The 26607-nt window shown below is 72.2% G+C and carries 24 protein-coding genes; 7 read left to right on the forward strand and 17 right to left on the reverse strand.

Annotated features, from left to right (window positions below):
* Positions 1-95: 95 nt before the first annotated feature.
* The 10 genes from AC5LUJ_RS02950 to AC5LUJ_RS02995 form a co-directional block, all read right to left on the reverse strand.
* Entirely contained in the window at positions 96-503 is a 408-nt protein-coding gene (locus AC5LUJ_RS02950; protein WP_250286411.1) for a type II toxin-antitoxin system VapC family toxin, read from the reverse strand.
* Positions 494-763 carry a hypothetical protein gene (locus AC5LUJ_RS02955; protein WP_250286410.1) on the reverse strand — a complete coding sequence of 90 codons (270 nt, stop codon included), beginning with the start codon at positions 761-763 and terminating at the stop codon, positions 494-496. Before AC5LUJ_RS02955 ends, AC5LUJ_RS02950 begins: the two co-directional genes overlap by 10 nt.
* A gap of 254 nt (positions 764-1017) precedes the next feature.
* On the reverse strand, positions 1018-1347 hold the full coding sequence (locus tag AC5LUJ_RS02960) for an FKBP-type peptidyl-prolyl cis-trans isomerase (protein ID WP_250286409.1): 330 nt from the start codon (positions 1345-1347) through the stop codon (positions 1018-1020).
* Positions 1348-1677: 330 nt separating this feature from the next.
* The gene (locus tag AC5LUJ_RS02965; RefSeq protein WP_250286407.1) at positions 1678-2061 is read right to left on the reverse strand and encodes a type II toxin-antitoxin system VapC family toxin; all 384 of its coding nucleotides are present in this window, start codon (positions 2059-2061) and stop codon (positions 1678-1680) included.
* On the reverse strand, positions 2058-2306 hold the full coding sequence (locus tag AC5LUJ_RS02970; RefSeq protein WP_445548219.1) for a type II toxin-antitoxin system Phd/YefM family antitoxin: 249 nt from the start codon (positions 2304-2306) through the stop codon (positions 2058-2060). The genes AC5LUJ_RS02965 and AC5LUJ_RS02970 overlap by 4 nt, the downstream gene beginning before the upstream one ends.
* Before the next feature lie 48 nt (positions 2307-2354).
* Positions 2355-2579: a hypothetical protein gene (locus AC5LUJ_RS02975; protein WP_493464419.1), complete on the reverse strand. Its 225-nt coding sequence runs from the start codon at positions 2577-2579 to the stop codon at positions 2355-2357.
* Positions 2580-2817: 238 nt separating this feature from the next.
* Positions 2818-3864: a COG1361 family protein gene (locus tag AC5LUJ_RS02980; protein ID WP_250289812.1), complete on the reverse strand. Its 1047-nt coding sequence runs from the start codon at positions 3862-3864 to the stop codon at positions 2818-2820.
* 16 nt (positions 3865-3880) lie between these two features.
* On the reverse strand, positions 3881-4420 hold the full coding sequence (locus tag AC5LUJ_RS02985; protein WP_250289813.1) for a hypothetical protein: 540 nt from the start codon (positions 4418-4420) through the stop codon (positions 3881-3883).
* A 376-nt stretch (positions 4421-4796) separates the two neighbouring features.
* Complete coding sequence (locus AC5LUJ_RS02990) at positions 4797-5981, reverse strand: M56 family metallopeptidase (RefSeq protein WP_250286402.1); 1185 nt, start codon at positions 5979-5981, stop codon at positions 4797-4799.
* 82 nt (positions 5982-6063) lie between these two features.
* The gene (locus AC5LUJ_RS02995; RefSeq protein ID WP_445548220.1) at positions 6064-6693 is read right to left on the reverse strand and encodes a BlaI/MecI/CopY family transcriptional regulator; all 630 of its coding nucleotides are present in this window, start codon (positions 6691-6693) and stop codon (positions 6064-6066) included.
* 209 nt (positions 6694-6902) lie between these two features.
* Here AC5LUJ_RS02995 and AC5LUJ_RS03000 point away from each other — a divergent pair, with 209 nt between their 5' ends.
* From AC5LUJ_RS03000 to AC5LUJ_RS03015, 4 genes are all read left to right on the forward strand, one after another.
* Positions 6903-8477, forward strand: a complete 1575-nt coding sequence (locus AC5LUJ_RS03000) for a cytochrome ubiquinol oxidase subunit I (protein WP_493464420.1) — start codon at positions 6903-6905, stop codon at positions 8475-8477.
* Positions 8474-9481 (forward strand): cytochrome d ubiquinol oxidase subunit II, encoded by a 1008-nt coding sequence (locus tag AC5LUJ_RS03005; RefSeq protein WP_250286436.1) that lies wholly within the window; start codon positions 8474-8476, stop codon positions 9479-9481. Before AC5LUJ_RS03000 ends, AC5LUJ_RS03005 begins: the two co-directional genes overlap by 4 nt.
* A 364-nt stretch (positions 9482-9845) precedes the next feature.
* Positions 9846-10604, forward strand: coding sequence for a CPBP family intramembrane glutamic endopeptidase (locus tag AC5LUJ_RS03010; RefSeq protein ID WP_250286441.1), 759 nt, complete (start codon positions 9846-9848; stop codon positions 10602-10604).
* Positions 10605-10824: 220 nt separating this feature from the next.
* Entirely contained in the window at positions 10825-12519 is a 1695-nt protein-coding gene (locus tag AC5LUJ_RS03015; RefSeq protein ID WP_250286432.1) for a CYTH and CHAD domain-containing protein, read from the forward strand.
* Between the two features lie 174 nt (positions 12520-12693).
* On the opposite strand, the gene AC5LUJ_RS03020 is transcribed toward AC5LUJ_RS03015, so the two are convergent.
* The 4 genes from AC5LUJ_RS03020 to AC5LUJ_RS03035 form a co-directional block, all read right to left on the reverse strand.
* On the reverse strand, positions 12694-13818 hold the full coding sequence (locus AC5LUJ_RS03020) for a helix-turn-helix transcriptional regulator (protein WP_250286431.1): 1125 nt from the start codon (positions 13816-13818) through the stop codon (positions 12694-12696).
* A gap of 343 nt (positions 13819-14161) precedes the next feature.
* The gene (locus AC5LUJ_RS03025) at positions 14162-15181 is read right to left on the reverse strand and encodes an aldo/keto reductase (RefSeq protein ID WP_493464421.1); all 1020 of its coding nucleotides are present in this window, start codon (positions 15179-15181) and stop codon (positions 14162-14164) included.
* 354 nt (positions 15182-15535) lie between these two features.
* Positions 15536-16726, reverse strand: coding sequence for a hypothetical protein (locus AC5LUJ_RS03030; RefSeq protein WP_493464422.1), 1191 nt, complete (start codon positions 16724-16726; stop codon positions 15536-15538).
* On the reverse strand, positions 16723-19212 hold the full coding sequence (locus AC5LUJ_RS03035) for an Eco57I restriction-modification methylase domain-containing protein (protein WP_250284117.1): 2490 nt from the start codon (positions 19210-19212) through the stop codon (positions 16723-16725). Before AC5LUJ_RS03035 ends, AC5LUJ_RS03030 begins: the two co-directional genes overlap by 4 nt.
* A gap of 522 nt (positions 19213-19734) precedes the next feature.
* Here AC5LUJ_RS03035 and AC5LUJ_RS03040 point away from each other — a divergent pair.
* Positions 19735-19941 (forward strand): cold-shock protein, encoded by a 207-nt coding sequence (locus AC5LUJ_RS03040; protein ID WP_250284119.1) that lies wholly within the window; start codon positions 19735-19737, stop codon positions 19939-19941.
* A 682-nt stretch (positions 19942-20623) separates the two neighbouring features.
* Here AC5LUJ_RS03040 and AC5LUJ_RS03045 read toward each other — a convergent pair.
* Positions 20624-21793, reverse strand: a complete 1170-nt coding sequence (locus AC5LUJ_RS03045) for an aspartate-semialdehyde dehydrogenase (RefSeq protein ID WP_445548222.1) — start codon at positions 21791-21793, stop codon at positions 20624-20626.
* Complete coding sequence (locus AC5LUJ_RS03050; RefSeq protein ID WP_493464423.1) at positions 21790-23058, reverse strand: aspartate kinase; 1269 nt, start codon at positions 23056-23058, stop codon at positions 21790-21792. Before AC5LUJ_RS03050 ends, AC5LUJ_RS03045 begins: the two co-directional genes overlap by 4 nt.
* A gap of 304 nt (positions 23059-23362) precedes the next feature.
* On the opposite strand from AC5LUJ_RS03050, the gene AC5LUJ_RS03055 reads away from it, so the two are divergent.
* Together AC5LUJ_RS03055 and AC5LUJ_RS03060 are read left to right on the forward strand one after the other, a co-directional pair.
* A complete protein-coding gene (locus AC5LUJ_RS03055; RefSeq protein ID WP_250284124.1) occupies positions 23363-23947 on the forward strand; it encodes a TerD family protein in 585 nt (194 codons plus the stop codon).
* 152 nt (positions 23948-24099) lie between these two features.
* Positions 24100-25104, forward strand: coding sequence for a zinc-binding alcohol dehydrogenase family protein (locus AC5LUJ_RS03060; protein WP_250284146.1), 1005 nt, complete (start codon positions 24100-24102; stop codon positions 25102-25104).
* Between the two features lie 121 nt (positions 25105-25225).
* Here the strand turns inward: AC5LUJ_RS03060 and AC5LUJ_RS03065 are convergent, their stop codons facing one another.
* Positions 25226-26479: a Fic family protein gene (locus AC5LUJ_RS03065; RefSeq protein ID WP_250284125.1), complete on the reverse strand. Its 1254-nt coding sequence runs from the start codon at positions 26477-26479 to the stop codon at positions 25226-25228.
* Positions 26480-26607: the final 128 nt, after the last annotated feature.

Here is a 26607-nt window from a genome sequence, read left to right on the forward strand (position 1 = left end):
CGAAGGCGTGAAGCGCCTGACCGGCTCTCGTCGCCGCGGCCTTGTTGCCGGTGTCCGCTTTGTTCTGTGGCGTGAGGGCCGGATTCCGCTGATGTCTATGTGATGAGTTCGATGGCGCAGCGGGGGCCGGCCGCGGCGACGTACTTGGCGTCGCAGGTGAGAAGGACCGCGTCGATCTGTTCCGCCAGCGCGACGTAGCCGGCGTCGTAGGCGGTCATGTTTTCCCGCAGTTCCCAGACGCGTTGAGCGGTCGGTCCGCCGAGCGGTTCACGACGGATCGGCAGGCGGATCAGGTTGGCGATGAGCGTCGGGGTGTGCTCGGCGAGACGGCGCGTACGTCGGGCCAGGCCGCGGAGCGCCGAGATGACCTCGATGTCCAGGTGGGCAGGGGCGTAGGAGGCGTCGCCGCCGACGATCCGGTCCCTTGCCGCCTTGCGCCGAGGGCTGTCGTCCCCGGCGAGCAGATCGACGATCACGGACGCGTCGACGACGATCAGCCCCACCGTGCATCCTCCGCATCACGGACCGTGCGCACGGCGACGACCGCGTCGTCCGTTGTGAGCCCAATGGAGGCGCGGGTGCTGTCGATGTCGGCGAGCACTTCGTCCATGGTCGGGGTACTCGCCTCGCGGCTGAGCACGTCGAGCAGGTAGGCGTTCAGCGACTGCCGGCGCGCCTTCGCGCGGGCAGCCAGGGTGGCGCGTACCCGAGCCGGGAGGGCTCGGACGGTGAGATTGGTCGTGATCTCTTCGGTAGAGCTCATGACGTCATTCTAACGTCAAAACAGCGTTACTATAGTAGTAGATCATGCGGGCTGCGCACGTCGCCGCTCGTGCGGATGGGCAGTGGACCATCGGATCGGGCGGACCCGGCTACCGCCTGGCCGCGCGCTCCCTGCCGCCCTGCCGGGGTAGCACCTCGTGCGTACCAGTGATCAGATGCTGCCCGCGGCCTGCCGCCGGGTCGTCCGAAGAGCCCGGCTACGGTGCTGGTATCCCCCCTGTACGGACCGCCCTTTCAGGCATTTATGCCGAGCAGTTCCACTTCGAAGCGGAGAGTGGAGTTGGGCGGGATGACGGGCGGGAAGCCGCGGGCGCCGTACGCGAAGTCGGGTGTGACGGTGAGCACCGCCTTCTGGCCGAGCGACAGCTGAGGGACCCCCTCGTCCCACCCTTTGATCACCTTGCCGACGCCGATCTGGGTCACGAACGGCGAGCCTCTGTCACGGGACGAGTCGAACTTCGTGCCGTCGAGCAAGGTGCCAACGTAGTGAATCTGCACGGTGTCCCCCTTCCCGGGGAAGGTCTTGCCGTCTCCCGGCGAAAGGGTCTCAACCGACACGCCCATGCGACCAGCCTTTCCTCGATGATGGGACCAGCCCCAGCAGACCTGCCCTGGCTGGAGCCGAGCACGCCGCCGTCACGGATCTCCGCACCCCGCGGGCAGGAACCGGGGCGTCCAGGGAAGTATGTCAGTCAGGCGAACTTACCTTCTCGACGCTCGTTCGAGCCTGCTCGTCCGACGGCCCGCCACAGCAGCCGATCAGGCCGCTTCGGTGAAGCTGCCGCGCGCCTCCTGCCGACGATCGGCCGCATTCTGGCGGGCCGCGCTCTGAGGCGAGCGGTGCGGCGCCGCCTGCCGCGCGGTGAGCGACGGAGTGGTGGGCAGCCTGGACTTCTAGATCGTTATGATGTCGATGAGGTCCTCGAGGCCGGCGAGGCCGGCGGCGTTGCGGGTGTAAACGCTGGCTTCGTGGGCGTGCGCGGTGGCCGCGATCAGCAGGTCCATCGTCCGGGCGCGCGGTTGGCGTCCGATCTCGACGACGCGAGCAGCGAGCCGGCTGTAGCTGTCAGCGACGGCATCATCGACGGGTAGCGGGTCGAACCGTCGTTGCAGTGCGCTGAGACGGGTGAGTCGGTTCGCGCGGACCTCGGAGGTCTTCGCGACCAGGACGCCGAACTGAAGCTCGGCGATGCTGATGACGCTGACCGCGAGTTCGCCGGGGATCGGCGCGACATCGGTGGCGACCAGCACGCTGGTGTCAAGGATGCCGCGGTTCACCGATCTTCCCAGGGGTCTGTGACGGTGCCGTCGACGAGGTCGCGATCACCGGGCCAGTCGGTGTCGGCCGGCAGAGCGAAGACATCCGCGAGGTCGTCCCAGCGTCGCCATGCGCGCGGGGTCATCGGGCCGAGAACGGCCGCCGGCCGGCCGGAGACGGTGATGGTCAACCGCTCGCCGGCCTGGGCGCGCCGCACCAGTTCGCTGGCGTTCTGCCGCACCTCACGAAGCCCTATCTCATTCACCTTTCCAGGATAGCACTTGTGCTACCTGCTGGCGTGGGCTGAGCTGGTTCAGGTGGTGGCTACCAGCACGTCCTCTCCGGTTGACGGGCGCAGGCCGTCGGTCCGACCGGCGAAGTAGCGCTCGGCGAGCGCGGTTCCCGACACGTGTCGGACGTCCTTGAAGCCGGCTTCGCGGGCCAGCGCCAGCATCTCGTCCGGCGTGTAGAAGCTGATGAACGGTGTGCCGGCTGCTTCCGTGGTCCCGTGACGGGTGTCCTCGAACGGGGAGACCATCTCGACGGCGGGGCCGGGACGGAACGCGTCCGCCTTCTACTGGAGAAAGCGGATGTCGGTGTCACCGGTCAGGTGCCACGACCGGTTGAGCAGAGTGCACTCGCCGACGGCACCGGGCCCGCCTGCCCGTCCTCCGATCAATGATCTGCGAGCGATATCGACGACAGGCCACTCGCAGGATCAATCTTGCTCCGCTCTCGTTGTCTTCAGCCAGCTCCGGGGGAGGAATCGAGGTTGGTCAGGATTCCGCGGTTGTCCGGGTCCGGGACGCTCGGCGGTTTCGGCGCAGGATGGTGAATGCCAGGGCTGCGAGCAGCAGTACGGCGATGCCGATCGCGCCTGTGAGGTAGTTCCTGCTGGCTGTCGATGTTGTCTTTACGGGCGCGGGCGTACCGGGGTGACGGGGGAAGGTGACAGTGGCCTGGGCGCTCTGTTCGGTGAGTCCGCTTTTGAGGTGGATCCGTGCCTTCCACGGGCCGTCGGGTAGTTGGCTGTCGAGCACCACGGTGACCGGTTCGGTCTGGCCGGGGGCGAGGGTCGTGCCGAGCTTGGCTGGGAATGGCCGGGTGTTCAGGCCGCCGGGGCCTTCGGTGAGGGTGAGTTCGCCGCTCATGTCCAGAGCCCGGCCGCCGGTGTTGTGGACCTGCGCGGTGAGGACCGGCCGCCCGTCGGGCAGACGTTCCGGTGTCAGCGAGTCGATGGCGAAGTTAGGCGCTGGGGGCCCGCCTGGTCCGACGGCCAGATAGACCCGGACGCCGACCCGGTTGACCTCGACGATGCCTTTGTCCTGCGTGTCCTGCGTGTCCTGCGACGCGACCGTGCTGCTGGTCTCGGCCCAGATCCCGGCGTAACGCTCTCCGGGGGAGGCGTCGCGGGGGACCGTGATGGTCGCCGTGACGGGGGCGGAGGCGCCAGGCGGCAGGATCAGGGTGTCAGGGCTCAGGCTGATCCAGGTGGTCAGGTCGTTGTGAGTGTGTCCGGCGGCGACGTTGAACGTCCCGTTCTCGACCGAAGCCGCGCCCGGATAGACCGTCAGCCGTGCTTCCGAACCACTTTTGTTGGTGACTTCGATATGCCGATGGATCACGGCGCCCAGCGGCAGGTAGTCGACGATGTAGATCCGTGCCCGCGGGTTTTCCTGTTCGCTGGTCGGGGCGTCGAGCAGCCGGATGCCGATACTTCCCGGTCGGGAATCCGTGGCTCGCGCGGGTGCGGTGAGCGCACCTGTGGCCGGGATGAGGATCCCGGCCACAAGCACGGCGAGTGTGGTCAGAACACGTCGCACGGTGGATTACGCTCCGTCAGATGACCGAGTGGGTGACGACCGAGCTGTAGGTTCCGGAGATCGCCCCTGCGGGAATGGTCGCGGTAATGGTCGGATTCCACGTGGCCGTGTTGTCGCCCCCACCAGGCCATGTGGGGTTGAGCACGACCGGGTTCTGCGGGGTCGTGGAAAGCGTCAGGGGTGTGGTGATCGTCCACTGGCTGATCGGGATTCCGGTGGATGTGACGACGCCGGTGTCGTACGAGGCGGCGAGAGTGTGCGTCCCGTTTTGGAATGGTGTCGCCGAGACTGACGCGGTCCAGGACGCGGGGTCGACGCTGCGGTTGTCGGTGACCGTTACCGAGCCCAGCTGGCCGCTGAGCGTGGACGAGGTCACTGCTCCCGTGGCGAGCGTGACCGGGCCGGCCGGCACGCTGATGTCGAGCGTTCCCCCGGTCAGGTCGAAGTTTGCCGTGGTATTTCCGGATCCGGCTGCCGCGGCGGGTAGTGCGGTGGCGGTGGCCAGGACTACGGCCCCCAGGAGAGCCGTCGTGATTTTGCGCAAAGTATGCCTCACAGTGGCGATTAACTAGGTGTCCATATTTGGACGAAATTGACCCAGTCTGGGTCGCAAGTCAGAAGATATTACTCTCAGTACATGGTTGTCAACCATGAGTAGCGTAACGTGTCGTGGTGGTGTCATGGCCGGCATGACCGGCAGGTCGCGCAAGGCCGTACCACGGGGCGCTGGCGTGATCCATCTGGCTTTGACCCGCGGTGGCCATGGGGGCCATAGGGGCCGCAGGGGCCGCAGAGGCCGCAGAGGCCGCAGATGTGGACCGAGAAGCGGCACCGGAACCGGGCCACCGCTGAGTCAGGCCGGAAGGCGCGGGCTCAGGTCGGAACGCATGAGCTCGGATTGGAACGGGCCTGCCCCGTCCGGGCCTGTCCGGTCAGGTGGCCAGCAGAACGAAGACGGGGAAGGCACAGATGGCGGCGGCGGTGAGGTAGATCGCGATGTGGGCCCACAGCGGCGCCCGGCGCGTGGGCTCCAGCAGGCGCGAGATGCGTGCGATCACCGGGGCATGGATGGGGGAGGGGTGAACATGCCGGGCAGCCGGGTGGCCTGCCGTGCCACCTTGGCCGCCCTGGCCGCTACGTCCACCGCCGAGCCGCCGGTGTGCGGAGCCGGCTCGGGCTCGCAGGCCCTTGCCATGGCCGCTCGCCCGCGATGAGCGGATCATCCTGCCATGGGAGACGCCGGTGATGCCGACCGCGCCGGCCGGTACCGGGGAGCGGGCCACCCCGAGCCGGGCCAGCGCCCGGGCCAGGGTCCGGCAGCTGGTGCGGCGGGCGGCGGTGTCGTCGGCGAGCATCTCGACCAGCAGGGACACCGCGGCGGTCGCGTCGCGCGCGGGCGGGAGGAACGGGAAGGTCTGCTGCCAGGCCACGAAGGGCTGGATGACGAGGTCGTGCCGGCCGCGGGCGTGCGCCTCCTCGTGCGCGAGGACGGACTCCAGCTCGTCCTGGGCGAGCGCGGCCAGCAGCCCCCGGGAGACGACGACCCGGGTGTGACGGACGCCGGGCAGGCAGTAGGCGACCGCCACAGGATGGTCCAGGACGCGCAGCCGTCCGCGTTGGTGGATTCTTCCGGCGCAGGCGGGCAGCTCATACGGCGGCTGGCATGCCCCGGCGCTTCCCGGTTGGGCTGAGGACGCCGCTGCCGTGTCGTGATCGCGATGGCCCTGGCCGGCGAGGTCGACCAGATGGCGGTGGCGGCGGCGATGCCGCAGGGTCTGCGCGGTGGACAGGGCGAGGACGCCGAACAGCCGGGCTGCCAGCGCGGACGCCGCCCCGAGCCCGATCACGTTGATCCAGCCGAGCCCGGCGAGAGGCTCGCCGGCGGCCACGTGGCCGGCGTGGTCGAGCACGCCCAGCGGCAGGTCGGTGGAAAGCGGCGCGAACGTGAACGCGATCACCGCGAGCAGCGCCGACACCCCGCCGGCAAGGCCGATCGCCTGCCACAGCACGATCGCGGATCGTGGGCAGCGGGACGGCCAGCGCGCCCTGGCGAGCAGTCGGGGAACGGGCCATGCGAGCACGCCTGCGAACAGAGCGAGAATGGCCGCGGTCGTCATAGCGGGTGAACAGTACCTCTGCCCGCGGACAGAGGTTCGGTTTGAGCGTGTGTCGCGTCCGGTACGGCGTCCGGTGCAGAGGTCACGAGCCGGTGGCCTCCGGGCTCGAGGCCTGCGCACCCGCGATCTCCGACACGGCGGCCGTGACGCGGGTGCTCCCGGCGCCGACGCGTTCTGGCACGTCGGAGAGGCCTTCAGCGGCCTCCGCGCCGGTTGCCCCGCCGAGGGCACCGATGGCGAGGCCGTCCGCGGCGGTGGTGACGGCGGCCGGACGGGCCGAGGTGAGACCGGTCGGGATGAGACCGGTCGGGATGAGATCGGCCTCGGTGGCGGCCGCCTCGTCGCGTCCGGCCGCGGCATCCGGCGGCGGGGCGAGGGCCCGGCGCAGGATCTCGGCCTCGGCCGGGGAGACGGAGCCGACGAAGCGCACCAGCGCCGAGCCGCGGTCCTCGGTGGTGTCCAGGGCGGCGAGCATGGCCTCGGCGACAACGGCGTCCCGGCTGCTTGACGCCCGGTAGCGGTGCGCGCGCTCCGCGCGTTCCCGCTGGACGAAGCCCTTGCGCTCGAGGCGCTCGAGCACCGTGAGGACCGTGGTGTAGGCGAGGTTGCGTTCGTGGTCGAGCCGGGCCGCTACTTCGCGCGCGGTCAGCCAGACGTCGACGTCCCACAGCACGTCCATGACTGACCGCTCAAGGTCACCAAGACGCGCCATGTATCTCACTGTACGACGCGCCACGAAGTTCTGTGCCCCCATCGGGAGTCCGGGTGTGACCTGCTGCCGGTGGCGGGTGCCGCTGGCGGACGTCTCGTATTCTACAAAGCGTAGAAGTTTGACAGAACGTAGAAGATCTTTCGAGATGCTCTCTCGCTCGCGTGGGCTCCGGGTGGGCGTCGTGGGACGGGAGGCAGGAGGGATCGTGCATGATCCTCGCCGCGTCCACAGATCTTGCTCGTGGCCAGACGGCTTTCTCGCTGGCTTTCCACATCTGTTTCGCCGTCTTCGGGGTGGGCCTGCCCTGGCTGCTGCTGTACACCGAACGCCGCTGGATCCGCACGGGTGACCCGGTCTGGCTCGCCCTCACCCGTAAGTGGGCGCGGGCGTTCGCCGTGCTGTTCGCGGTCGGCGCGGTGTCGGGGACGGTGCTGTCCTTCGAGTTCGGCCTGCTGTGGCCGGCGTTCATGGCCCGCTACGGAGGAGCGCTCGGCCTGTCGTTCACGCTCGAGGGCTTCGCGTTCTTCATCGAGGCGATCTTCATCGGCCTGTACCTGTACGGCTGGAAGCGGCTGTCCCCGCGGGCGCACTGGCTGACGATGGTCCCGATCGCCGTCGCGGGCACCCTGTCCACCCTGTTCATCATCACCGCGAACGCGTGGATGAACGTCCCGCGCGGCGTGCGCGAGGCCGGCGGGCGGGTCGTCAGCGCGGAGCCGCTCGCGCCCTTCCTGTCCCCGGCTACCCCGGCACAGGTGATCCACATGCTGCTCGCGGCGCTGATGTGCACCGGCGGCGCTGTCGCCGGGGTGTACGCGGCCGGGATGCTGCGCGGCCGCCGGGACGCCTACCATCGCCGCGGCCTGCGGGTCGGCCTGGTCACGGTGCTCGCCTGCGCCCCGCTGCAGGCGGTCGTCGGGGACTGGGCGGCGCGCGTGGTCGCGGACCGGCAGCCGCTGAAGCTGGCCGCGATGGAGGCCCTGTACCAGACGCGGTCACACGCGCCGCTGACCCTCGGCGGCATCTACGACGACGCCACCGGCGAGGTCCGGCACGGCATCGAGATCCCCGGCCTGCTGTCACTGATGACCGGCTGGAGCCGGGACCACGTGGTGACGGGCCTTGTGGCCGTCCCACCCGCGCAGCGCCCGAACGCCCTGATCGTCCACCTTGCCTTCGACACGATGGTGGCCCTCGGGACGGCGCTCGTCGGGCTGGCCGTGGCCGTGGCGGTGGTGGCGGCGCGCCGCCGGTGGCGCGGCGTCCGCCCGGCGCTGCCGACCGGCCGGGGCTGGCTGCTGGCGGCGGGCGCCACCGGGCCGGCGTCTATGATCGCGATGCTGGCCGGCTGGGAGGTGACCGAGGGCGGCCGGCAGCCCTGGATCGTCTACGGCCGCATGCTGGTGACGGACGCGGTGACCCACAGCCCCGGCCTCGGCTGGGCCTTCGGCGGCACGCTCCTGCTCTACCTGGGGCTGGCAACGGCGCTGGTGCTCATCCTGCGGCGGATGGCCACCGGCGGGCCCACCTACGAGGCCACGCCCGAGAACACGTCCCCGACCACATCTGAGACCACGTCCGAGGTGGCGGGTGCCGTCACGGCCGGTGCGCTTCCGGCCGACATACCAGCGGCTGGCGGGCTGCCGGCTGGCGGGCTGCCGGCTGACGGGCCGCCGGCTGGCAGCACGCCGGACGGCGCTGTCGCGGCGGATGCCGTACCGGAGGCGGGGAGGGACGACGCCGTCCCGGCGGGACCCGCGCGGCCGGCGGGGGTGGAGCGATGACCGCCGCGGACGCCCTGCTGCTGGTCATGGTCGGCGGGCTGACGGCATACGCGCTGCTCGGCGGCGCCGACTTCGGCGCGGGGGTGTGGGACCTGTTCGCCCACGGGCGGCACGCCGCCGAGCAGCGGGCGCTGATCTCTGCCGCCCTCGGCCCGGTGTGGGAGGCCAACCACGTCTGGCTGATCTTCGTGATCGTGGCGATGTTCTCCGGGTTCCCGGAGGCGTTCGGCGTGCTCGGCAGCACGTTGGAACTGCCCATGGCGCTGGCGCTCGTCGGCATCGTGCTGCGGGGCAGCGCCTACGTCTACCGCGCCTACGGTGCCGGGGCGGCCGGCCCCGACCACTGGTGGGGGCGGGTGTTCGCGGCCGCCTCCACGGTCACGCCGTTCATGCTGGGCGTGTGCGGCGCGGCCATGGCCAGCGGCGTCGGCCGCCGCGATGCCGCGGCTGCCCCGCTCACCAGCGCGTTCGGGCTGCTGGCCGGCGCCTTCGCGGTCGCCGCGACCGCTTTTCTCGCCGCCGTCTACCTGTGCCGGGACGCGTCCCGGCGGCCGGGGAGCGAGCATCTGGTGGCCGGTTTCCGGCGTCGGGCGCTCGGTGGCGCGGTGGTCGCGGGGGCGCTCGCGGCCGCGTTGCTGCCGCTGCTGTGGCGGGACGCGCCGGTGGTGGCGCAGCGGTTCCCCACCCGCGGTGTCCCGTTCGTGGCCGTGTCGGTGTGCGGCGGGGCGGGCGCGCTGGTCCTGGTCTGGCGGCGGCACTACACCGCGGCGCGGCTGGCGGCGGGCCTCGCGGTGGCCGGGGTGCTGTGGGGCTGGGCCGTCGCCCAGTACCCGGACCTGGTGGTCGGGCAGGTCGCCGCCGCCGCGGCCGCGGCACCCGCGCCGAACCTGCGGGCCATGCTGATCGCGATCGGCTGCGGGGTGGCCGTCCTGCTGCCGGCGCTGTTCCTGCTGCTGCGGGTGTTCGCCGACCCGGAACCCGCCGGCGGCGACCCGCATCACTGACAGCGGCCCGCCGCCCTGGCCCACGCGTGCGTGACGCCGGGCGCGTGCGTGACGCCGGGCGCGGGTGTGACGCCGGGCGCGGGCCGGTGCGTAGGCTGCCGGCCCGGTCGGCTGGTTCGCTCGGAGCCGTTACGTTCGCCGGGTGAGGCTAACTGGCGACGGGCGGGCAGCGGCGCGGACGGACACCGGCGCACACGTGGGCGACGTTGCCGGGGCAGCCCTGGGAGGACAGCCGCGGCACGAACCGGCCACGAAGCCTGGCGACGCCGCGCAACCGGAAAGCGGCGGGAGCGGCGGGAGCGGCGGGAGCGGCCCCAGCGGCCCCAGCGGTGCCGGGCACGGCAGTGACCACGACACCGGTCGCGTGCGCGCCCGGCGGCGGCTGCTCGCGCACGAGGTGTGGCTGGTGCTGGGCGTCTCGCTGGGGGCGTCCGGGCTGTGGGCACTCGTCCGTTACATCGGCGATCTGACCGCTCCGGGGCCGGTCCGCCAGCAGGTCGCCGAGCTGAACTCGTCGGCGGCCCCGGGGCGTCCGTGGCTCGACCTCGCCCTGCAGCTGACCGGGATCGTCACCGCGGTCGTCCCCGCCTTCCTGGCGCTGCACCTGCTCGCCCGGGACGGCGGGGGGCCGGCCGCGATCGGCCTCGACCGTGGCCGGCTGGCCCGCGACGCCCGTTCCGGGGCCGGGCTCGCCTCGGTCGTCGGCGGTGGCGGGCTCGGGCTGTACCTGCTCGCCTGGCACTCCGGCGCGAACCTGACGGTGGTCCCCACCAGCCTGCCGGACGTGTGGTGGCGCATCCCCGTCCTGGTGCTGTCCGCGGTGCAGAACGCGCTGCTCGAAGAGGTCGTCGTGGTCGGCTACCTGCTGACGCGGCTGCGCCGGCTCGGCTGGGACGAGCGCGCCGCCCTGGCGGCGAGCGCGGTGCTGCGCGGTTCGTACCATCTGTACCAGGGGCTCGGCGGTTTCGCCGGGAACCTGGTCATGGGCCTGCTGTTCGGGCGGATCTATCAACGCCGGGGGCGGGTCGGCCCGCTCGTGGTGGCGCACGCTCTGATCGACATCGTTGCTTTTGTCGGTTATGCCGTACTGGCCGGCAGAGTTTCCTGGCTGCCCACATCGTGATCGCTACTCGGAAAAACCGCCAGGCTGTCATGTGTTTAACATGGAATGAACAACAGCCAACGATGGTTTCGCCGCGGCACGCCGGACGCGGTCGATGCTGTCCCGGGCGGCCGTGCCGTCCAGGCCAGCTGGCCACCCCGGTCGCGTCGGACCGTCCGGATGCGGCCGTGGCAGGGGCATGAGCGGCGATCGCATCAAGTGAATATGACGGAGGGTGACCGTGGGCGGCAGGCTGAGGGAAATAGAACGCAAGTTTGCCGTCGATCCGGGTTTCGTGCTGCCCGCCCTGGAACAGCTGCCGGGTGTGGCCGCGGTCAGCGAACCGGAACGGGTGGCCCTGGAGGCTGTCTACTACGACTCCGACGATTTCCGGCTGACCCAGAACAAGATCACGCTACGGCGCCGGACGGGCGGGCACGACGAGGGATGGCATCTCAAGCTGCCGCTGCGTGCCGGCGAACGGGAGGAGATCCAGCGTCCGCTCGACGCGGCCGGCACGCCACCGGACGAGCTGACGCCACCGGACGACCTCGTTGATCTGGTGCGCGTCCATCTGCGTGACGCGCCGTTGCGGCCGGTGGCCCGGCTGGTGACCGACCGTACCTTTGTCCGGCTCCGGGACGCCGCCGGCGCCGACCGGGCCGAAGTGGTCGACGACCAGGTCAGCGCCTGGACCCTCGGCGCGGCGGCCAGCCGGGAACAGCGGGAGCGGCGGGAGCGGCCGGCGGAGGATGCGGCGGAAGCACAGCCAGCGGCCCAGCCAGCGGAAGGCGCGGAGGGACCGCCGGCGCGAGGGCGGCGGCAGCGGTGGCACGAGATCGAGGTCGAGCACATCGGCACCGGTGACACCGGCCTGCTGGACGAGGTCGGCGCGCTGCTCACGACCGCGGGCGCGTCGGCGTCCCCGGACGCGTCCAAGCTGTCCCGGGTGCTCGGCCCGGCGCTGGCGCGACAGCCTCGCACCGAGGCGCTGCCCTCGCCCGGCAAGCTGCGGCCGCGCTCCCCGGTGGGCGAGGTGGTCGGGGCCTATCTGGCCGCCCAGGTCCAGGCGCTGCTCGCCGCCGACCCGCACGTCCGCCTCGACGTCCCGGACGCCGTCCACAAGATGCGGGTGGCCACCCGCCGGTTCCGCAGCACGCTGCGTACGTTCGCGCCCCTGTTCGACGGCGCGCGCGTGGCCCACCTGGACGGGGAGCTGCGCGACCTGGCCGGCGCGCTGTCCCCGGCCCGCGACGCCGAGGTGATGGTCGAGTACTTCGACGGACGGGTGGCGTCGCTGCCGGCCGAGCTGGTGCACGGCCCGGTCGCCGAAGTGATCGACAGCCAGCTGCTCGCCGGGCAGGAGCAGGCGCGCACCGAGGCGCTGGCGATGCTGCGCGGCGAGCGCTACCTCACCCTGGTCACGGACCTGAAAGACCTGGTCCGCGGGCTGCTGGAGACGTCCGCCACACAGCCGGGAGGGCCGGGAGGGCTTGCCGCGCAGCCCGCCAGGGTTGTCCTGCCGAAGCTGGTCGGACGCGCCGACAACCGGCTGACCCGCAAGGTCAACACGGCCCTGGCCACCCCGCCCGGCCACGAACGCGACATCCAGCTGCACAGCGCCCGCAAGCAGGCGAAGCGGCTGCGGTACGCGGCCGAGACGGCCGGCGCGGTCTTCGGGCCCGACGCGGCGGCGTTCGCCAGGCTGGCCGAGCAGATCCAGGAGCTGCTCGGCACCCACCAGGACGCCACGGTCGCCCAGGGGCAGCTGCGGCAGTGGGGGACGTCGGCGGCGCAGGCCGGCGAGCCGACCGCCTTCACCCTCGGGCTCCTGCTGGGCCTGGAGGAGCTCCGGGCCCGCACCGCGGAACGGGACTTCATCGACTTCTGGCCCGAGGCGTCCCGCGGGCGTCATCGCCGCTGGCTCCAGGTGTGATCAGTGTTGTGGGCCCGGTCCGCGCGCCCGCTGGATTCCCGGCCGCGCGGACCGGAGCCTGATGCCGCTCGGGCTGTTCCCGGGGCCGGCGGCGGATCCCAGCCCCCGCGGACCAGAGCCTGAGCGGGCCGGTGTCCGCCCCGGGCGACCGGCGGCCAGCCGTCGCCGGGCGCTCTACTGGTCGTAGAAGCCGCGCGCGCGGTCGTTGCCGCCCCAGCGGGCCGGCAGTTCGATGAGCTGCCGGATCCTGGTCCGGTCGGTGCGGCCCGCCGGAGTCTGCAGCAGGATGCCGGACTCCGGGTCGTCCATCGGCCGGAACAGGGACAGCACCAGCCTGATCTCGCCGACGGTGGCGGTGCTGACAGTCACCGTCCGGGTGGTGAAGCCGTGTGCCGACCGGTCTTCCCACCACGGCCTCAGCTCGGCCCGTTCCGTTCCGAGCAGCGTGAACATCTCCCGGACACGCTCGTCGTGCTCGTCACCGAACTGGCTGCGGAACTGCGCGAGCAGGTCCTTCGTCACGCTCTCCCACTCGTGCAGGGTGCTCCCGAGCAGGCGGCTGGTGATCAGCAGGTAGATGAGGTTGCGACGTCGTTCGTCGAGCAGGCCGGGGTCGGTCCACAGCGCCGCGTAGGCGTCGTTCCAGCCGATGATGTCGAACCTGCGGTCCAGCAGCAGCGCCGGGGACGTCGGCCAGCCTGCCAGGACGGGACGCAGCAGGCGGACGGCAGCCCGCGTCCGCTGCGACTGGGGTGGCTGTCGCGTCCGCCGCGGCGGCTGGTGCGGCGGCGGGGACGTCCGCGCGGACGTCCCCAGCAGCGCCAGGGCGTGCCGCCGGGCGTCGGCGTCCAGCCGCAGCGTCCGCGCGACCGCTTCGACGACCTCTTCGGACGCCTGGACCCGTCCCTGCTCGAGCCAGGTGTACCAGACGAGCTGCAGGCCGGACGCCGCCGCCACCTGTTCCCGCGGCAGGCCGGGCACCCGCTCGCGGTGGGCCTGGAGGAACCTGCCAAGCTCCCGCTGCCGCGCCTCCTGGCGGGCCTCCCGCCGGACGCCGTCGTCCGTCGCGGCATCCGAGGCCAGGACCATCTCGCCGGGGATCAGCTCGCCGGAGGCGGCCTTGCCGGAGATCAGCTCATCGGGGAGCGCCTCGCCGGGGGCGGCCTCGCCGGGAAGCGCCTTGCCAGGGGCCACCTCGCCCGTGATCCTGCTGCCAGGAGCCGCGCTGTCAGAGGCCGCGTTGCCGGGGATCGCGTTGCCGGGGGCCGCGTTGCCGGGGGCCGCGCTGTCCGGGGTCATCGCGGCAGAGGGCTCGGTCGGCGTGGCGGCTGGCTGCGGGAGGGCACCCGTTCATGGTGACTTCACTGCGATCATCCCGTATTGCCATCGGGCCCATTGGGATCTGAGCCTCGCCGGAGCCGATCCGGCCTTCCTCAGCGGTCCGGGCGGCGATTCATCCGGACGCCGCGCGCCGGCCCGCGCCGAGCCACATCCTGTTGCCAGCGGATGCTGTTGCCAGCGGATGATCCGGCGGGCCCGGTGGGCCGTCCGACGGCCCACCGGGCCCGTTTCCGTCATCGGCCGGATCCGCTTCTCCCGGTGCCCGGAGAATTTCAGCCGATGCCCGTCATCACATCGGTTGTCACCACATCGGACGGGACGGCCCGGAGCCGACGCCGAGGCGGTCGATACCCAGCTCGATGTCGTCGAGATCGTCCGCGGTCAGGGTGAGGGTGGCGGCCGCGATCCAGCCGTCGACCTGGGACGGGCGGCGCGCGCCGACGATGGCGCCGGTCACCCCGTCGAAGGCGAGGGCCCAGGCGACGGCGGCCGCGGCGACGCTGACCCCGTGCCGCTTCGCAACGCCGCGCAGCACGTCGGCGAGGGCCAGGTTGCGATGCAGCGGCTCACCGGTGAAGTCAGGCGACCGGCGCCGCCAGTCGTCGGCCGGCAGGGTGGCCGAACGCTGGGCGGACCAGGCGCCGGTGAGGAGGCCCGCCTGCATCGGGCTGTAGACGATGACGCCGATGTCGCGCTTGGCGCAGTACGGCAGGATTTCCGCGGCGGCCTCCCGCCTGATCGCGGAGAACGGTGGCTGCAGGGCCTCCACGCCACCCACCGACGCGACCCGTTCGAGCAGGTCGACGTCGAAGTTGGACACGCCCACCGAGCGGATCTTCCCGGCCGCGCGCAGCTCGTGCAGTGTCGCGACGGCGTCCTCGACCGGTGTGCCGTCCTGCGGCGGCCAGTGCAGCTGGTAGAGGTCGATCCGCTCGACATTGAGCCGGCGCAGGGACGCGTCGACCTCCCGCCGGATCGAGTCGGCGGCGCCCACCTGGGCGAAGGCGCCACCGCCGGGCGCCGAAGCGTCCCAGATCAGCCCGCACTTGGTGAACACGTACGGACGGTCCGCCGCGGGGATGCCGGCCAGGGCGCGGGCCACGATCTCCTCGGAGTGCCCGAGGCCGTAGCCGGCCGCGGTGTCGATCCAGTTCACCCCGGAGGCGGCCGCGTGCCGGATGGCGGCCACGGACTCCTCGTCGTCCTGGGCGCCCCACCCGAAGGCGTAGCCGGTGCCTCCGACCGCCCAGGCCCCGAAGCCGACCCGGGTGATGTTCATGCCGGTCGTGCCGAACGGTGTCGTGGGAAGGGTCACTGTCACTACCTACCCCCATGCGAGATCGGGACTCAGGGCGACCGGCCTCGCCAACCGTCGTCGCTGGCCGGCTGTTGTCACCGTCCGGTCGGTATCGCCACCCGGTTGGGAGGTGCCACCCGATGCTTGGTGGCTGACTGTGGTGTTCCGGCGACTGACTGCGGGCCTTGAACGCTTGCGGAACGCTTGCACGCGAACGCTTGCACAAGCATGAAAGCATCCGGGGAGGCGGCCGTCGCGCTCTTGATGGTGTCATGATTATCCGGTTGACATGCGTTCTGCTTACTGAGAGCAAGATTTGCATACGTGATCCTGGGACGGATCACCCGGGGTCGTCCTGGAGATCGCGCCTGGAGATCCCTAGAGATCGGGAAAGAGCGTTACGTCGATCATGAGCGGGCCGGCCGGCTCGGTCGGCCTCGCCGCCGGGCCGGTGCCCGTGGCCGTGTTCGCCTCGGCGGCCAGCGCGTCGGCGTCCGCCTCGGAGACCGGCAGGTTACGGCGTTCCAGCAGCTCCCGGACGCGGACGTGGTGGACAACCGGGGTCACGGCGGTGACGTGCCGGATCAGCGCGGTGAAGAACTGCGGCGCGGCCACGTCCGCGGGCACGACGTCGTGGCGCACCCGCACCCGCGCACCCGCCGGCGGGGCCGGCCCGCCGCCGGCCGCCTCAGCGCCCGGAGCACCGGCGCGGGCGGCGTCCGGAGCGGCGCTCGCACCACCGGCCAGGGGAGCGGCGCTCGCACCACCGGCCGGGGCGGTCTCCGGGCTGGCGGGCGGACTGGCGTTCGTGCCGTCGGGCGGGCCGGTGGCGATGTCATCCCACTCGACGAGGACGAGGGCCGTCGCGGTGTAGCCGCCGCTGTCGGCGCCCACGCCGCCCGGCGCGCCCACGCCCGCGCGCAGCTTGCGGATCATGTCGATGGTCCGCTCGAAAGCGTCCGGTTCGGTGTCGAGGATCGTCGAGCGCTGCACGAACAGGAAGCCGACCGCGGCCAGCGGGTAGCGTCCCCGCAGGTTCCCGGCGTCCCCGTAGGCCTCCTCGAAACGGTTCGGCAGGTTCTTCCCGAACGACGAGACCTGTGCCTTCGTACTGATCAGGAGCTCGGGGCCGCGCTCCCAGCGGGAGATCACGACGTCGACCTGCTTGTCGTAGGCGCGCCCGAGGATCACCGCGTCCGCCGGGGTCACCGCCGGCATCGCGCCCACCCGGGCGCGCACCTCGTCGGCCAGCGCCTTCGGCAGCTTGTCGAGCAGCACGGCCACGTCACGCGGCAGCACCCTCGGCTGGGTGGCTCGCGGCCAGACCTCGTCGGCACCGAACCCGGCGCGGCGCAGCTCGTGGGCGATCCAGGCGTCGATCCCCTTGGCGAACGCGCCGCTCTCGGACGTCTCGCCGCCGCGCACCGGCTGGGTCAGCAGCTCGCCGAGCAGGTCGTAGTCGGGTGCGTAGCACGGCGGCGCGCCGGCGATGTGCCGCCATGGATCCGTCGGAGGATGGCGGGCGAGCACCGGCTCGTAGGCGACGAGCTTGTCCGGGCGGCGGCTCACCCGGGCCCGCTGCCCGAGCGTCGCGGGCCCGCACGGCCCGGGTCCGGGCGCCGCGAGAGCGGGCGTTCCGGGGCGGCGCGTTCCGCGTCCGCGTGGCCTGGGTCCGGGTGGTCTGGGTCCGGGTGGCCCATGCCCGCATGGCCTGGGTCCGCACGGCCCATGCCCGCACGGCCTATGCCCGCACGTGCGCGGGCATGGCGGCGGGACCACAGGGTGTGGCGGGCAGTTACGATCTGTTCGATGGCGGCGGCGTCCAGCCCGGCCCCGCCGGCGAGCAGCAGCTCGTCCACGCCTGCCACCGCGTCGGCGAGCCGTCCCGCAGCCAGCGCGCGCAGCACGCCGCGGCGGGCCGCGGACAGCTGTGGACGCAGCCGTTCGACCAGCTCCGGGGCGGGGACCAGCAGCCGGGCCGCCTCCCGCGGCTCGAGTTTCAGCATGCCGCCGCCGTAGGCGCGCCCGACCGTCTCGGCGGCGAGCATCGTCACGGAGTTCAGCGCGGCCAGCGGCAGCAGGTCCCGCCCGGTGCGCCGGTGCTCGGGGACGAGGACGACCCCGTGGACGGAGTTCAGGTGCGCCACCCCGGCCCGGTTGGTCGCCAGCTGCGGGGTGTCCGCGTTCATGTAGGTCAGCAGCAGGTCCGCCGGTGCGGCCGGGAGGGGGACCTGCCACCAGGGGCTGCGGATCCGGCACTTGTACGCCAGGTCGACCTCGGAGCGTTCGCCCGCCGCGATGTAGGCGCGGGCCGCCGGGGACGGCCGCGGCCCCGGCCGGAACAGCAGGGTCGCCAGGCCGGTGTCGGTCAGCCGCTGCCAGTCGCTGGTCCGTAGCGCGAGGGCCCGCAGGTGCCGGGAGCCTGGCGGCGAGATCGGGACGAGCTCGTCGTCGAGGCCGAGCGCGTCCGCCCGCTCCTGGCTGAGGGCGAAGTAGCGGTTGTTGCCCGTCACCGCGCCGAGCGTCGTGCGGCCCCAGGTCGCCAGCGTCCCGAAGAGACCGGCGATGGTGAGCTCGAGCATGGCCCGCCGGGCGGCGGCGCTGATCAGCGCGGGCATCCAGGAGGCCTGGGGCTCGGGCGTCGGTACGCCCACATCCGCCGCCGGGTGCACGATCGCCGCCGTGGTCGTGACGACCGCCGGAGGTGTGATTGTTGCCGGGGGCCCGCCCGCCGCGCTGGGCCTGGTAGCCGTTGGTGGCCCGTCCGCCGCCGGGGCACCAGCCGCGGCCGGTACCAGGAGCGCGGGCTGACCCAGCGCCGCCGTCCGTCGCACGTCCATGGGCCTGGCCGCGGCCGGGGACGTGGCCGCGGCCGGGCCTGGGGCCCACTGGGGCGGCACGCCGCCGGTCGGGCCGGTGGCCCGTTCCGTGGCCCGCTTAGTGGGCTGCCCCCCGTCGAGCGGGCCTCCCGCGCCCGGTGCCGTGCCGCCGGGCGGGCCCGCGGTGTGCCCGGCCCCGGTGGCGGCGAGTTCGGCCAGGTCGCGCACCTGGTGGACGTCGAAGCGGCCGGCCGGCCCGGTGCCCTCCGCGAGCAGCAGCAGGACCTCCTCCTGCACCCCGGGGAAGACCCGTTCGGTGAACAGCACGAGCTGGACGTGCCGGAAGCGTTCCAGCAGGAACTGCCGGACGGGCGCGGCGTAGTTCACCGCCAGCAGCTCGGCCGGGAGCACCAGGCCGAGACGTCCGGCCGGGCGCAGGAACCGGGCCGCGTGCACGGTGAACGCGGCCCACGAGCTGGCCAGGCTGGTCAGGCGGACACCGGCCTGCCCGGCCGCGGCCTGGGCACGCCCGCGAGCCTCACCGTGGAACTTCTGGTATCGCACGTACGGCGGGTTGCCCACGACGGCGTCGAAGTCGGGCCGTGCCGGCACGGCGAAGAAGTCGGCGACGGTGATCTCGGCCTGCTCGCCGCTCGACGTCACGGCCAGGGCGGCCGCGGCTGCGGTCGGCGCGTGCAGCTCGATCCCGCGCAGCTGGGCGCGGTGCGGCAGGCCGCCCTGGCGGCCGCCGCGGGGCTGGACAGCCTCGCCGCCGTAGCTGTTCTTGTCGCCATAGCTGCTCTTGTCGCCGCGGTCGCCGGCATGGCCGCCGCCACGGGACCGGCCGTCGTGGTCGTCGTCGCAGACGTGATCGCCGACGTGATCGCCGGGGCGGCTGCCGGGCTGATGGCCTGGATGGCTGTCGGGCCGCTGGCCGGCGACGCCGTCGAGAGCCCGCAGCCGGCGGGCGGCCGCCAGCAGGAACACCGCCTCACCGCAGGCAGGCTCGAGGACGCTGTCATCCCGGTCGCGGAGCGCCCAGGTGACAATATGATCACATAGCGCGGCTGGCGTGAAGAAGGCGCCGCGAATCTTACGGTGAGTGATCGAATCTGTGGCGCTGGTCGCTTCCCGGGCGGCCGGGAGCGCGGCCCCGCCCGACGACGGGCCGCCGGCCGTCCCGGACCTGCCGGTGACGTCGGGGGCGCGGGCCGTCTCGGGGGTCGGGGTTGCCACGTCCAAACCCTAGAGCCCGGCACCGACAGTTCGTCCGGCGCGTCGCCCTGACTTCGCTTCACCCGGTACGAGCCGCTTCTGTCCCCGCGGGTGCGAGCGGGCGGCGTGCCCGTTCCGCGTCCGCCTGCGGCTGGGACGTGTACGCCGGGTGTGGAGGCTGGAACCATGCCCGTTCCGGCTGCTCCCGTGGCCCGGGGCGTACGCGCCTCGCGGCTGGGGCGCCCACGCGGATGTGGGGGACTTCACCGGGCCGCCCGGCTCCCTGGCCGGGGGTTGCGGTGGGTTACCTGGGATGTTGTGGCATCACCCGGTGCGTGAGGTATGTAGTGGACTTCCTTGCCCGGAGGGCTCCCGCCATGGCCGGTAGCCGTGTAGCGTCTTCCATGGCCAAGTTCGGCGGTTGACGCCTACAAGGGGCGGCGACGGCGAACGCTGACGCGGGAGAAGCAGAATTCTTCCGCGGCAGACGGTCCGGGGCCCGCGCGGTGTGGGTCCTGACTGCACCAGCAGGGAGAACGGCACGTGGCTCAGGGCACGGTGAAGTGGTTCAACTCGGAGAAGGGCTTCGGCTTCATCTCCGTGGACGGTGGCGGTTCGGACGTCTTCGTCCACTACAGTGCGATTGACATGGAAGGCTACAAGAGCCTGGAAGAGGGGCAGCGGGTCGAGTTCCAAGTGACCCAAGGGCAGAAGGGTCCGCAGGCTGACGCCGTTCGTGTCGTCGTCTGAGCCACGTAGGGACGTAACTCCGAGGTATTTTCCACAGTCATAGGGCGAGGGCCCGCCATCTGCTGTCAGGGGCGGGCCCTCGTTTCTTGTTGGTGCGTGTAACTGGCTTGGGGCTCGGTGAATCGCCACCAATCATCATGAGCCGCGCCGTCGGTTCGCTCTCTGTGTTCCGCGTGCTTTCCTGTTCCGCGCGCTTTCCTGTTCCGCGCTCGCCAGGCGGTGGTGGTTGGCTGCCCGCTCGGATCCCGGCTGCGTACCCACGGGCCGCGGGTGATGTCCGCTATACCTGGTCTCATCTGGATCGTCCGCTGGCGCCGGTACCGGCCAGAATGTTTGTTCATCTTTTGTCGTGGGCGTGCGCCAGGGAAACATCTTCGCCCTGATAGCGTCGTCCCAACGGCGTGTCCGGTGCACCGAACGGTGCCGCGATTCTGTTTTTCGGAACCGGTCGTGTTAACTGTCCGGCTCTGTCGGGTGTTTCCGTCGTCCCGTGACCGGAATCACATCCGGCCGGACTGCGTCACATCGAGTGAAATACAGCGTTCTCCAGACGGCCGACAGCGGCGGATTCCCCGGTTTTCACCGCCGGCCGTGTTGCCGGCGGCGTCACGGCTGAATCTTCCGCGGCATGTCGATCCGGCCTGGCGTCGTCCCGTCGGCCCCGGCCCGCTGGTCGGCCCGCCTACCGCTCCAGCCGGTCGTGGGACACCAGCAGTTCGGCGATCTGGAGGGTGTTGAGCGCCGCGCCCTTGCGCAGGTTGTCACCACAGACGAACAGGGCCAGCTCGTGCGGGTCGTCGGGGGACTGCCGGACCCGGCCGACCCAGGTCGGGTCGGTACCGACGACGTCCGCCGGGGTGGGGAACTCACCAGCCGCCGGATCGTCCAGCACGGCCACGCCCGGCGCCGCGCGCAGCACGGCCCGTGCGGCATCCGCCGTGACCGGCTGTGAGAACCACGCGTGCACGGCTACCGCGTGAGTCGTGACAACGGGTACCCGCACGCAGGTCGCGGACACCTTCAGCCCGGGAAGCCCCAGGATCTTCCGGGACTCGTTGCGGATCTTCGTTTCCTCGGACGACCAGCCGCCGTCCTTCAGCGAACCGGCCCACGGCACGACGTTGAGCGCGAGCGGGGCCGGGAACGGGCCGAGCCCGTCCGCGCCGACCGCCTTGCGGACGTCACCCGCGCTCCGGCCGAGGTCACGGTCGCCCGCGACCGCGGCAAGCTGGGCGTAGAGGGTGTCCACACCGGCCTGGCCGGCCCCGCTGGCCGCCTGGTAGGACGTCGCGACCAGGGACCGCAGGCCGAAGGCGCGGTGCAGCGCGCCAAGCGCGACGATCATCGACAGCGTCGTGCAGTTCGGGTTGGCGATGATCCCGCGCGGCCGGTCGGCGACCGCGTCCGCGTTCACCTCGGGCACGACGAGGGGAACGTCCGGGTCCATCCGGAACGCCCCCGAGTTGTCGACCGCGACCGCCCCGCGAGCGGCGGCGACCGGCGCCCACCGCGCCGAGATCTCGTCCGGTACGTCGAACATGGCGATGTCGACACCGTCGAAGGCCTCCGGCGTGAGCGCGAGCACCTCGACGTCCTCGCCGCGGACCCGCAGCCGCCGCCCGGCGGACCGGGCCGAGGCGATCAGGCGGATCTCGCCCCAGATGTCGGGACGTTCGTCCAGCAGCGACAGCATCACCGTGCCCACGGCGCCGGTCGCCCCGACCACCGCCAGTGTCGGCCGCCGGCCCGCGCCCGTGCCCGCGTTCACAGCACCCGCCGGAGCGGCCGGCAGCGGACGCGCCGGCACCGCCGCCGTGGTCGCCGTCGCCGTCTCGCGCGCCCCGCCGGTCATCGGCCGGTTCCCGCGTAGACGACGGCCTGGCCGTCGGGGTCGCCGAGCCCGAACGCGCCGTGGACGGCCCGCACCGCGACCGGCAGGTCGGTGTCCCGGATGACCACCGAGATCCGGATCTCCGAGGTAGAAATGATCTCCACGTTGACCCCGGCGTCGGCCAGCGCCCCGAAGAACCGGGCCGACACCCCCGGATGCGACTTCATCCCCGCGCCGACCAGGGAGAGCTTGCCGATGTGGTCGTCGTACAGGGTCCGTTCGAACCCGATCTCCGTACGGACCTTCTCCAGCGCGTTCAGAGCGTTACGGCCGTCGGTTTTCGGCAGGGTGAAGGAGATGTCGGTCCGGCCGCTGCCGGCGACCGACCCGACCTGGACGATCATGTCGAGGTTGACGTCGGCGTCGGCGACCGCCCGGAACACCGCGGCGGCGACCCCGGGCTTGTCCGGGCAGCCGACCACGGTCACCTTCGCCTCCCCCTTGTCGTGCGCGACTCCCCGGATGATGGCCTGTTCCACCAGCTCTGCCTCCGCAATCTCGGTGACCCATGTCCCCGGCCGCAACGAGAACGACGAGCGGACGTGCACGGGGACGGTGTAGCGGCGCGCGTACTCGACGCACCGAAGCATGAGCACCTTGGCCCCGCAGGCCGCCATCTCCATCATCTCCTCGTAGGAGATGCGTTCGATGCGGCGGGCGTCCGGCACGATCCGCGGGTCGGCGGTGAAGACGCCGTCCACGTCGGTGTAGATCTCGCAGAAGTCGGCGCCCAGGGCGGCCGCGAGCGCGACGGCGGTCGTGTCCGAACCGCCGCGGCCGAGCGTCGTCACGTCCTTGGTGTCCTGGCTGACGCCCTGGAAGCCGGCGACGATCGCGATGGCGCCCTCGTCCAGGGCGCTTCGGATGCGCCCCGGGGTGACGTCGATGATGCGGGCCCGGCCGTGCACCGAGTCGGTGATCACCCCGGCCTGGGAGCCGGTGAAGGAACGGGCCTCGGCGCCCAGGTTCGAGATGGCCATGGCCAGCAGCGCCATGGCGATGCGCTCACCGGCGGTGAGCAGCATGTCGAGCTCGCGGGCCGGGGGGAGCGGGGCGACCTGCTCGGCGAGGTCGAGCAGGTCGTCGGTGGTGTCACCCATCGCGCTCACCACCACGACCACGTCGTCGCCGCGGCGGCGCTGGGCCACGATCCGTTCGGCGACCCGTTTGATCCGGTCGGCGTCCGCCACGGAGGAGCCACCGAACTTCGCCACGACGAGCGCCATGGGTCCCAGGTTACTTGGGACCCACGGCGGCCCGTCCCGTCGCTCGGGGACACGCCGGTCCCGAGTGCCGCTTCGCCGGGGGTGAAAGCGCGATTGCGCCGCTTTTGGCCCGCCGGGGCCGGGACGCGGGAAGAGCTGCGGCCGTCGACGGGCCACGCCGCCGGCATGCCCCGCCATGTACAAAGCCCGACCTGGGGTGGGCGGGTGACCACCTGTGTGCGAGGGTTCTTCTGGAATCCATTGTCGGACATCGGTCGGGGCGGCCCGCCAGCAGACGGGCCCCGATCGGAAGGGATGACTGCACATGGCCATCAGCCTTGCCAAGGGTGGCAACGTCAGCCTCACCAAGCAGGCGGCCGAGGCGGGCACGCCCCAGCTCACCGCGCTCACCGTCGGGCTCGGATGGGACGCCCGCACCACCACCGGAACCGACTTTGACCTGGACGCCTCCGCCATCGGTGTGAAGGCCGACGGCAAGGTCCTCAGCGACCAGTACTTCATCTTCTTCAACAATCTGAAGTCCCCGGAGAGCGCCATCCAGCTCACCGGCGACAACCTCACCGGCGCGGGGGAGGGGGACGACGAGTCGATCGTCATCACCCTCGGCCAGGTGCCGGCCGAGATCGACAAGATTGTCATCCCGGTGTCGATTTACGGCGCGCAGGACCGGCAGCAGAACTTCGGCCAGGTACGCAACGCCTACATCCGCGTCGTCGACCAGACCGGCATCGAACTGGTCCGTTACGACCTGTCCGAGGATTATTCCACCGAGACGGTCGTCATCTTCGGTGAGGTTTACCGGAACGGTGCCGAATGGAAGTTCCGCGCGGTCGGCCAGGGCCACAACGACCTCAGCGGCCTCGCCCGCGACCACGGCGTCAACGTCTGAGGGCGTCGCCGTCCGAGAGCGACGGTGCGTGACGGGCTCGACCCCCGGGCCCTGTCGCTCGGCGGCCGGCGGGCCGCGTCGCCGGGGCCCGGGTCGCCGGGGCCCGGTAGGTGCCGGCCGGAGCTGGGAACATCGGGGGCATGGCACCGACGATGATCGGTTGGCAGGTCGGCGCACCGGCTCCGGCGGCGGCCCGGCCGCTGCGCCGGGCGGCCGTCCCGGTACCCGAGCCGGCCGCCGGTGAGGTCCGGCTGCGGGTCGCGGCCTGCGGTGTCTGCCGCACCGACCTGCATCTCGCCGAGGGCGACCTGCCGCCGCGCCGGCCCGGCACCATCCCCGGGCACGAGGTCGTCGGCTACGTCGACGCGGTCGGCGGCGACGTCGTCGGGGCCGCTGTCGGTGACCGCCTCGGCATCGCCTGGCTGCGGGAGACCGACGGCGCTTGCGGCTACTGCCGGCGCGGCGCGGAGAACCTGTGCCCGGCGTCCCGCTACACCGGCTGGGACGCCGACGGCGGCTACGCCGAGTACGCCGTCGTCCGCGCCGACTACGCCTACCAACTGCCGGCGGGCTATTCCGACGGGGAGCTGGCGCCGTTGCTGTGCGCGGGCATCGTCGGCTTCCGGGCGCTGCGCCGGGCGGAGCTGCCGCCCGGCGGCCGGCTGGGGATCTACGGTTTCGGCGCGTCCGCCCACCTGGCCGCGCAGGTGGCGCTGGCGGAGGGAGCGCGGGTGCACGTCATGACCCGTTCCGAGGCGGCCCGCCGGCTCGCGCTCTCACTCGGCGCGTCGTCGGCGTCCGGTGCCTATGAGGCTGCGCCGGAGCCGTTGGACGCCGCGGTCCTCTTCGCTCCGGTCGGCGATCTGGTGCCGGTCGCGCTGCGTGCCCTCGACCGGGGCGGGACGCTGTCGATCGCCGGTATCCATCTCTCCGACGTGCCGGCGCTGAACTACCAGCGGCATCTGTTCCAGGAACGCTCCGTGCGCAGCACGACCGCGAACACCCGGGCGGACGGCCGCGAGTTCCTGGAGATCGCCGGCCGGCACCACCTGGCGGTCACGATCACGCCGTACCCGCTCGACCGCGCGGACGACGCCCTCGTCGACCTGGCCGCGGACCGGGTCAACGGCGCCGCGGTGCTGTTCCCGTCCACCTGAGCGTGGCGGCCGGCTGAGCGTGGCGGCCGGCTGAGCGTGGCGGCCGGCTGAGCGTGGCGGCCGGCTGAGCGTCCCGTCCGGCTGAGCGTGTCCGTCCGGCTGGCGCATGGCGGCCGTCCGGTCAGGAGCGTTTTCTGGACGCGACGAGCCGGCGTTCGGCGGCGCTGAACAGGTCGGATACCTCCCGGTTGAGGTAGCCGATGGTGCCGCGGCCGATCTGCCGGCGGCGCAGGATGCCGGCCGCGACAAGCTCTTCGGCCGTCGCCCGGGCCGTCCGCGGCGGGACGCCCAGCCGATGTGCCGCGCTCACCTCCGTGAGCACCGGGGATTCGGGCAGCGTTGCCAACAGCTGGTCGGACATGGACGGCTCCCACGGCCTGTTCCGGAACGCGGTCGTCCGGTTGCGGAAAGCAGACAGCCGGACGTCCCAGGAGCGGCGCAGCGCGGCCAGTTCCACGGTGAACCTGCGGGTCTCCTCGACGGCGGCGGCCGTGGCGTCCAGGAAGAAGGTGAGCCACTGGCCGACCGCCGCGCGGGCGGCCGCGCTGTCCGGCGGGCCGTTGTGGCAGAAGGCGGTCAGCGCCGCCACGTACTCGTCCGGCCGGGTCATGAAGACGAGGCTGACCGGCAGCACGGCCGGGCCGAGCAGCCCCCGCCGGGCCAGCAGCGCGTGGATGAGCACACGCCCGACCCGTCCGTTGCCGTCGGCGAACGGCTGGATCGTCTCGAACTGCGCGTGGACGAGCCCGGCCTGGACCAGGGACGGGTGCCCGCCTTCGGACGCGTACGCGGCAAGGTCGGCCAGCAGCCCGTCGACGGCGGACGCGGGCGGCGGCACGAAGGCGGCGTCGAGCGGGTTCCACTCGCTTCCGCCCAGCCAGGTCTGCACGGTCCGCGGGCCGGTGCCAGGCTGCTCCGGCAGCAGGGTGCGTTGCAGGCCGACGATGCCGTCCACTGTGATCGTCCTGGCCTGGGCGGCGTCGGTGACCGCCTGGCGGAGCGCGGCGATGGTGTGGGCGACCCCGCGGGCGCTGGTGCTGAAACCCTCGATGGTGGTGTCCGGGGTGGCCGTGGCGGCGAACTCCGCCAGCGCGACCTGCTGTGGGGCGACCCGGATGCCCTCCATCCGGGCCGATCCGATGGCCTCCGAGCGGAGCAGGAAGCCGGCCGCCCGCTCCAGGCTCACCGTGGCCGTGCCGCGCAGCGCACGGATACTGGCCTCGATGGCGGTGGCCCGGGAGAGCAGATCCCGCGGGAGAGCCGGCGGGCTGGCGGCGAGCGGGTCGGGGCAGTAGGGGCGGTACACGCCCACCCGGCGCCCACGCGGCGGCGCGGCCGGATCCGGGGACCACAGCTGCTCCCCGTATCGACCCATCGCCGGATTCCTTTGTTTTCAGTGTTTTTGTTTCAGTGTTTTCAGCATGCCAGCAGCGGCGGGGCGGCCAGCGGGACACGTGAATTGTCCGGAACGGGAGAATGCCCGGGCCCGGGGCGAAGGCCGCT

The organism is Protofrankia sp. CiP1_Cm_nod3 (assembly GCF_982290655.1).

Bases quoted from the DNA above. Each gene is read 5' to 3' on its own strand.
- AC5LUJ_RS02955 (WP_250286410.1), bottom strand. From the start codon at position 763: ATGAGCTCTACCGAAGAGATCACGACCAATCTCACCGTCCGAGCCCTC.
- AC5LUJ_RS02960 (WP_250286409.1), bottom strand. From the start codon at position 1,347: ATGGGCGTGTCGGTTGAGACCCTTTCGCCGGGAGACGGCAAGACCTTC.
- AC5LUJ_RS02975 (WP_493464419.1), bottom strand. From the start codon at position 2,579: ATGGTCTCCCCGTTCGAGGACACCCGTCACGGGACCACGGAAGCAGCC.
- AC5LUJ_RS02990 (WP_250286402.1), bottom strand. From the start codon at position 5,981: ATGACGACCGCGGCCATTCTCGCTCTGTTCGCAGGCGTGCTCGCATGG.
- AC5LUJ_RS02995 (WP_445548220.1), bottom strand. From the start codon at position 6,693: ATGGCGCGTCTTGGTGACCTTGAGCGGTCAGTCATGGACGTGCTGTGG.
- AC5LUJ_RS03000 (WP_493464420.1), top strand. From the start codon at position 6,903: ATGATCCTCGCCGCGTCCACAGATCTTGCTCGTGGCCAGACGGCTTTC.
- AC5LUJ_RS03005 (WP_250286436.1), top strand. From the start codon at position 8,474: ATGACCGCCGCGGACGCCCTGCTGCTGGTCATGGTCGGCGGGCTGACG.
- AC5LUJ_RS03020 (WP_250286431.1), bottom strand. From the start codon at position 13,818: ATGACCCCGGACAGCGCGGCCCCCGGCAACGCGGCCCCCGGCAACGCG.
- AC5LUJ_RS03045 (WP_445548222.1), bottom strand. From the start codon at position 21,793: ATGACCGGCGGGGCGCGCGAGACGGCGACGGCGACCACGGCGGCGGTG.
- AC5LUJ_RS03050 (WP_493464423.1), bottom strand. From the start codon at position 23,058: ATGGCGCTCGTCGTGGCGAAGTTCGGTGGCTCCTCCGTGGCGGACGCC.
- AC5LUJ_RS03055 (WP_250284124.1), top strand. From the start codon at position 23,363: ATGGCCATCAGCCTTGCCAAGGGTGGCAACGTCAGCCTCACCAAGCAG.
- AC5LUJ_RS03060 (WP_250284146.1), top strand. From the start codon at position 24,100: ATGATCGGTTGGCAGGTCGGCGCACCGGCTCCGGCGGCGGCCCGGCCG.
- AC5LUJ_RS03065 (WP_250284125.1), bottom strand. From the start codon at position 26,479: ATGGGTCGATACGGGGAGCAGCTGTGGTCCCCGGATCCGGCCGCGCCG.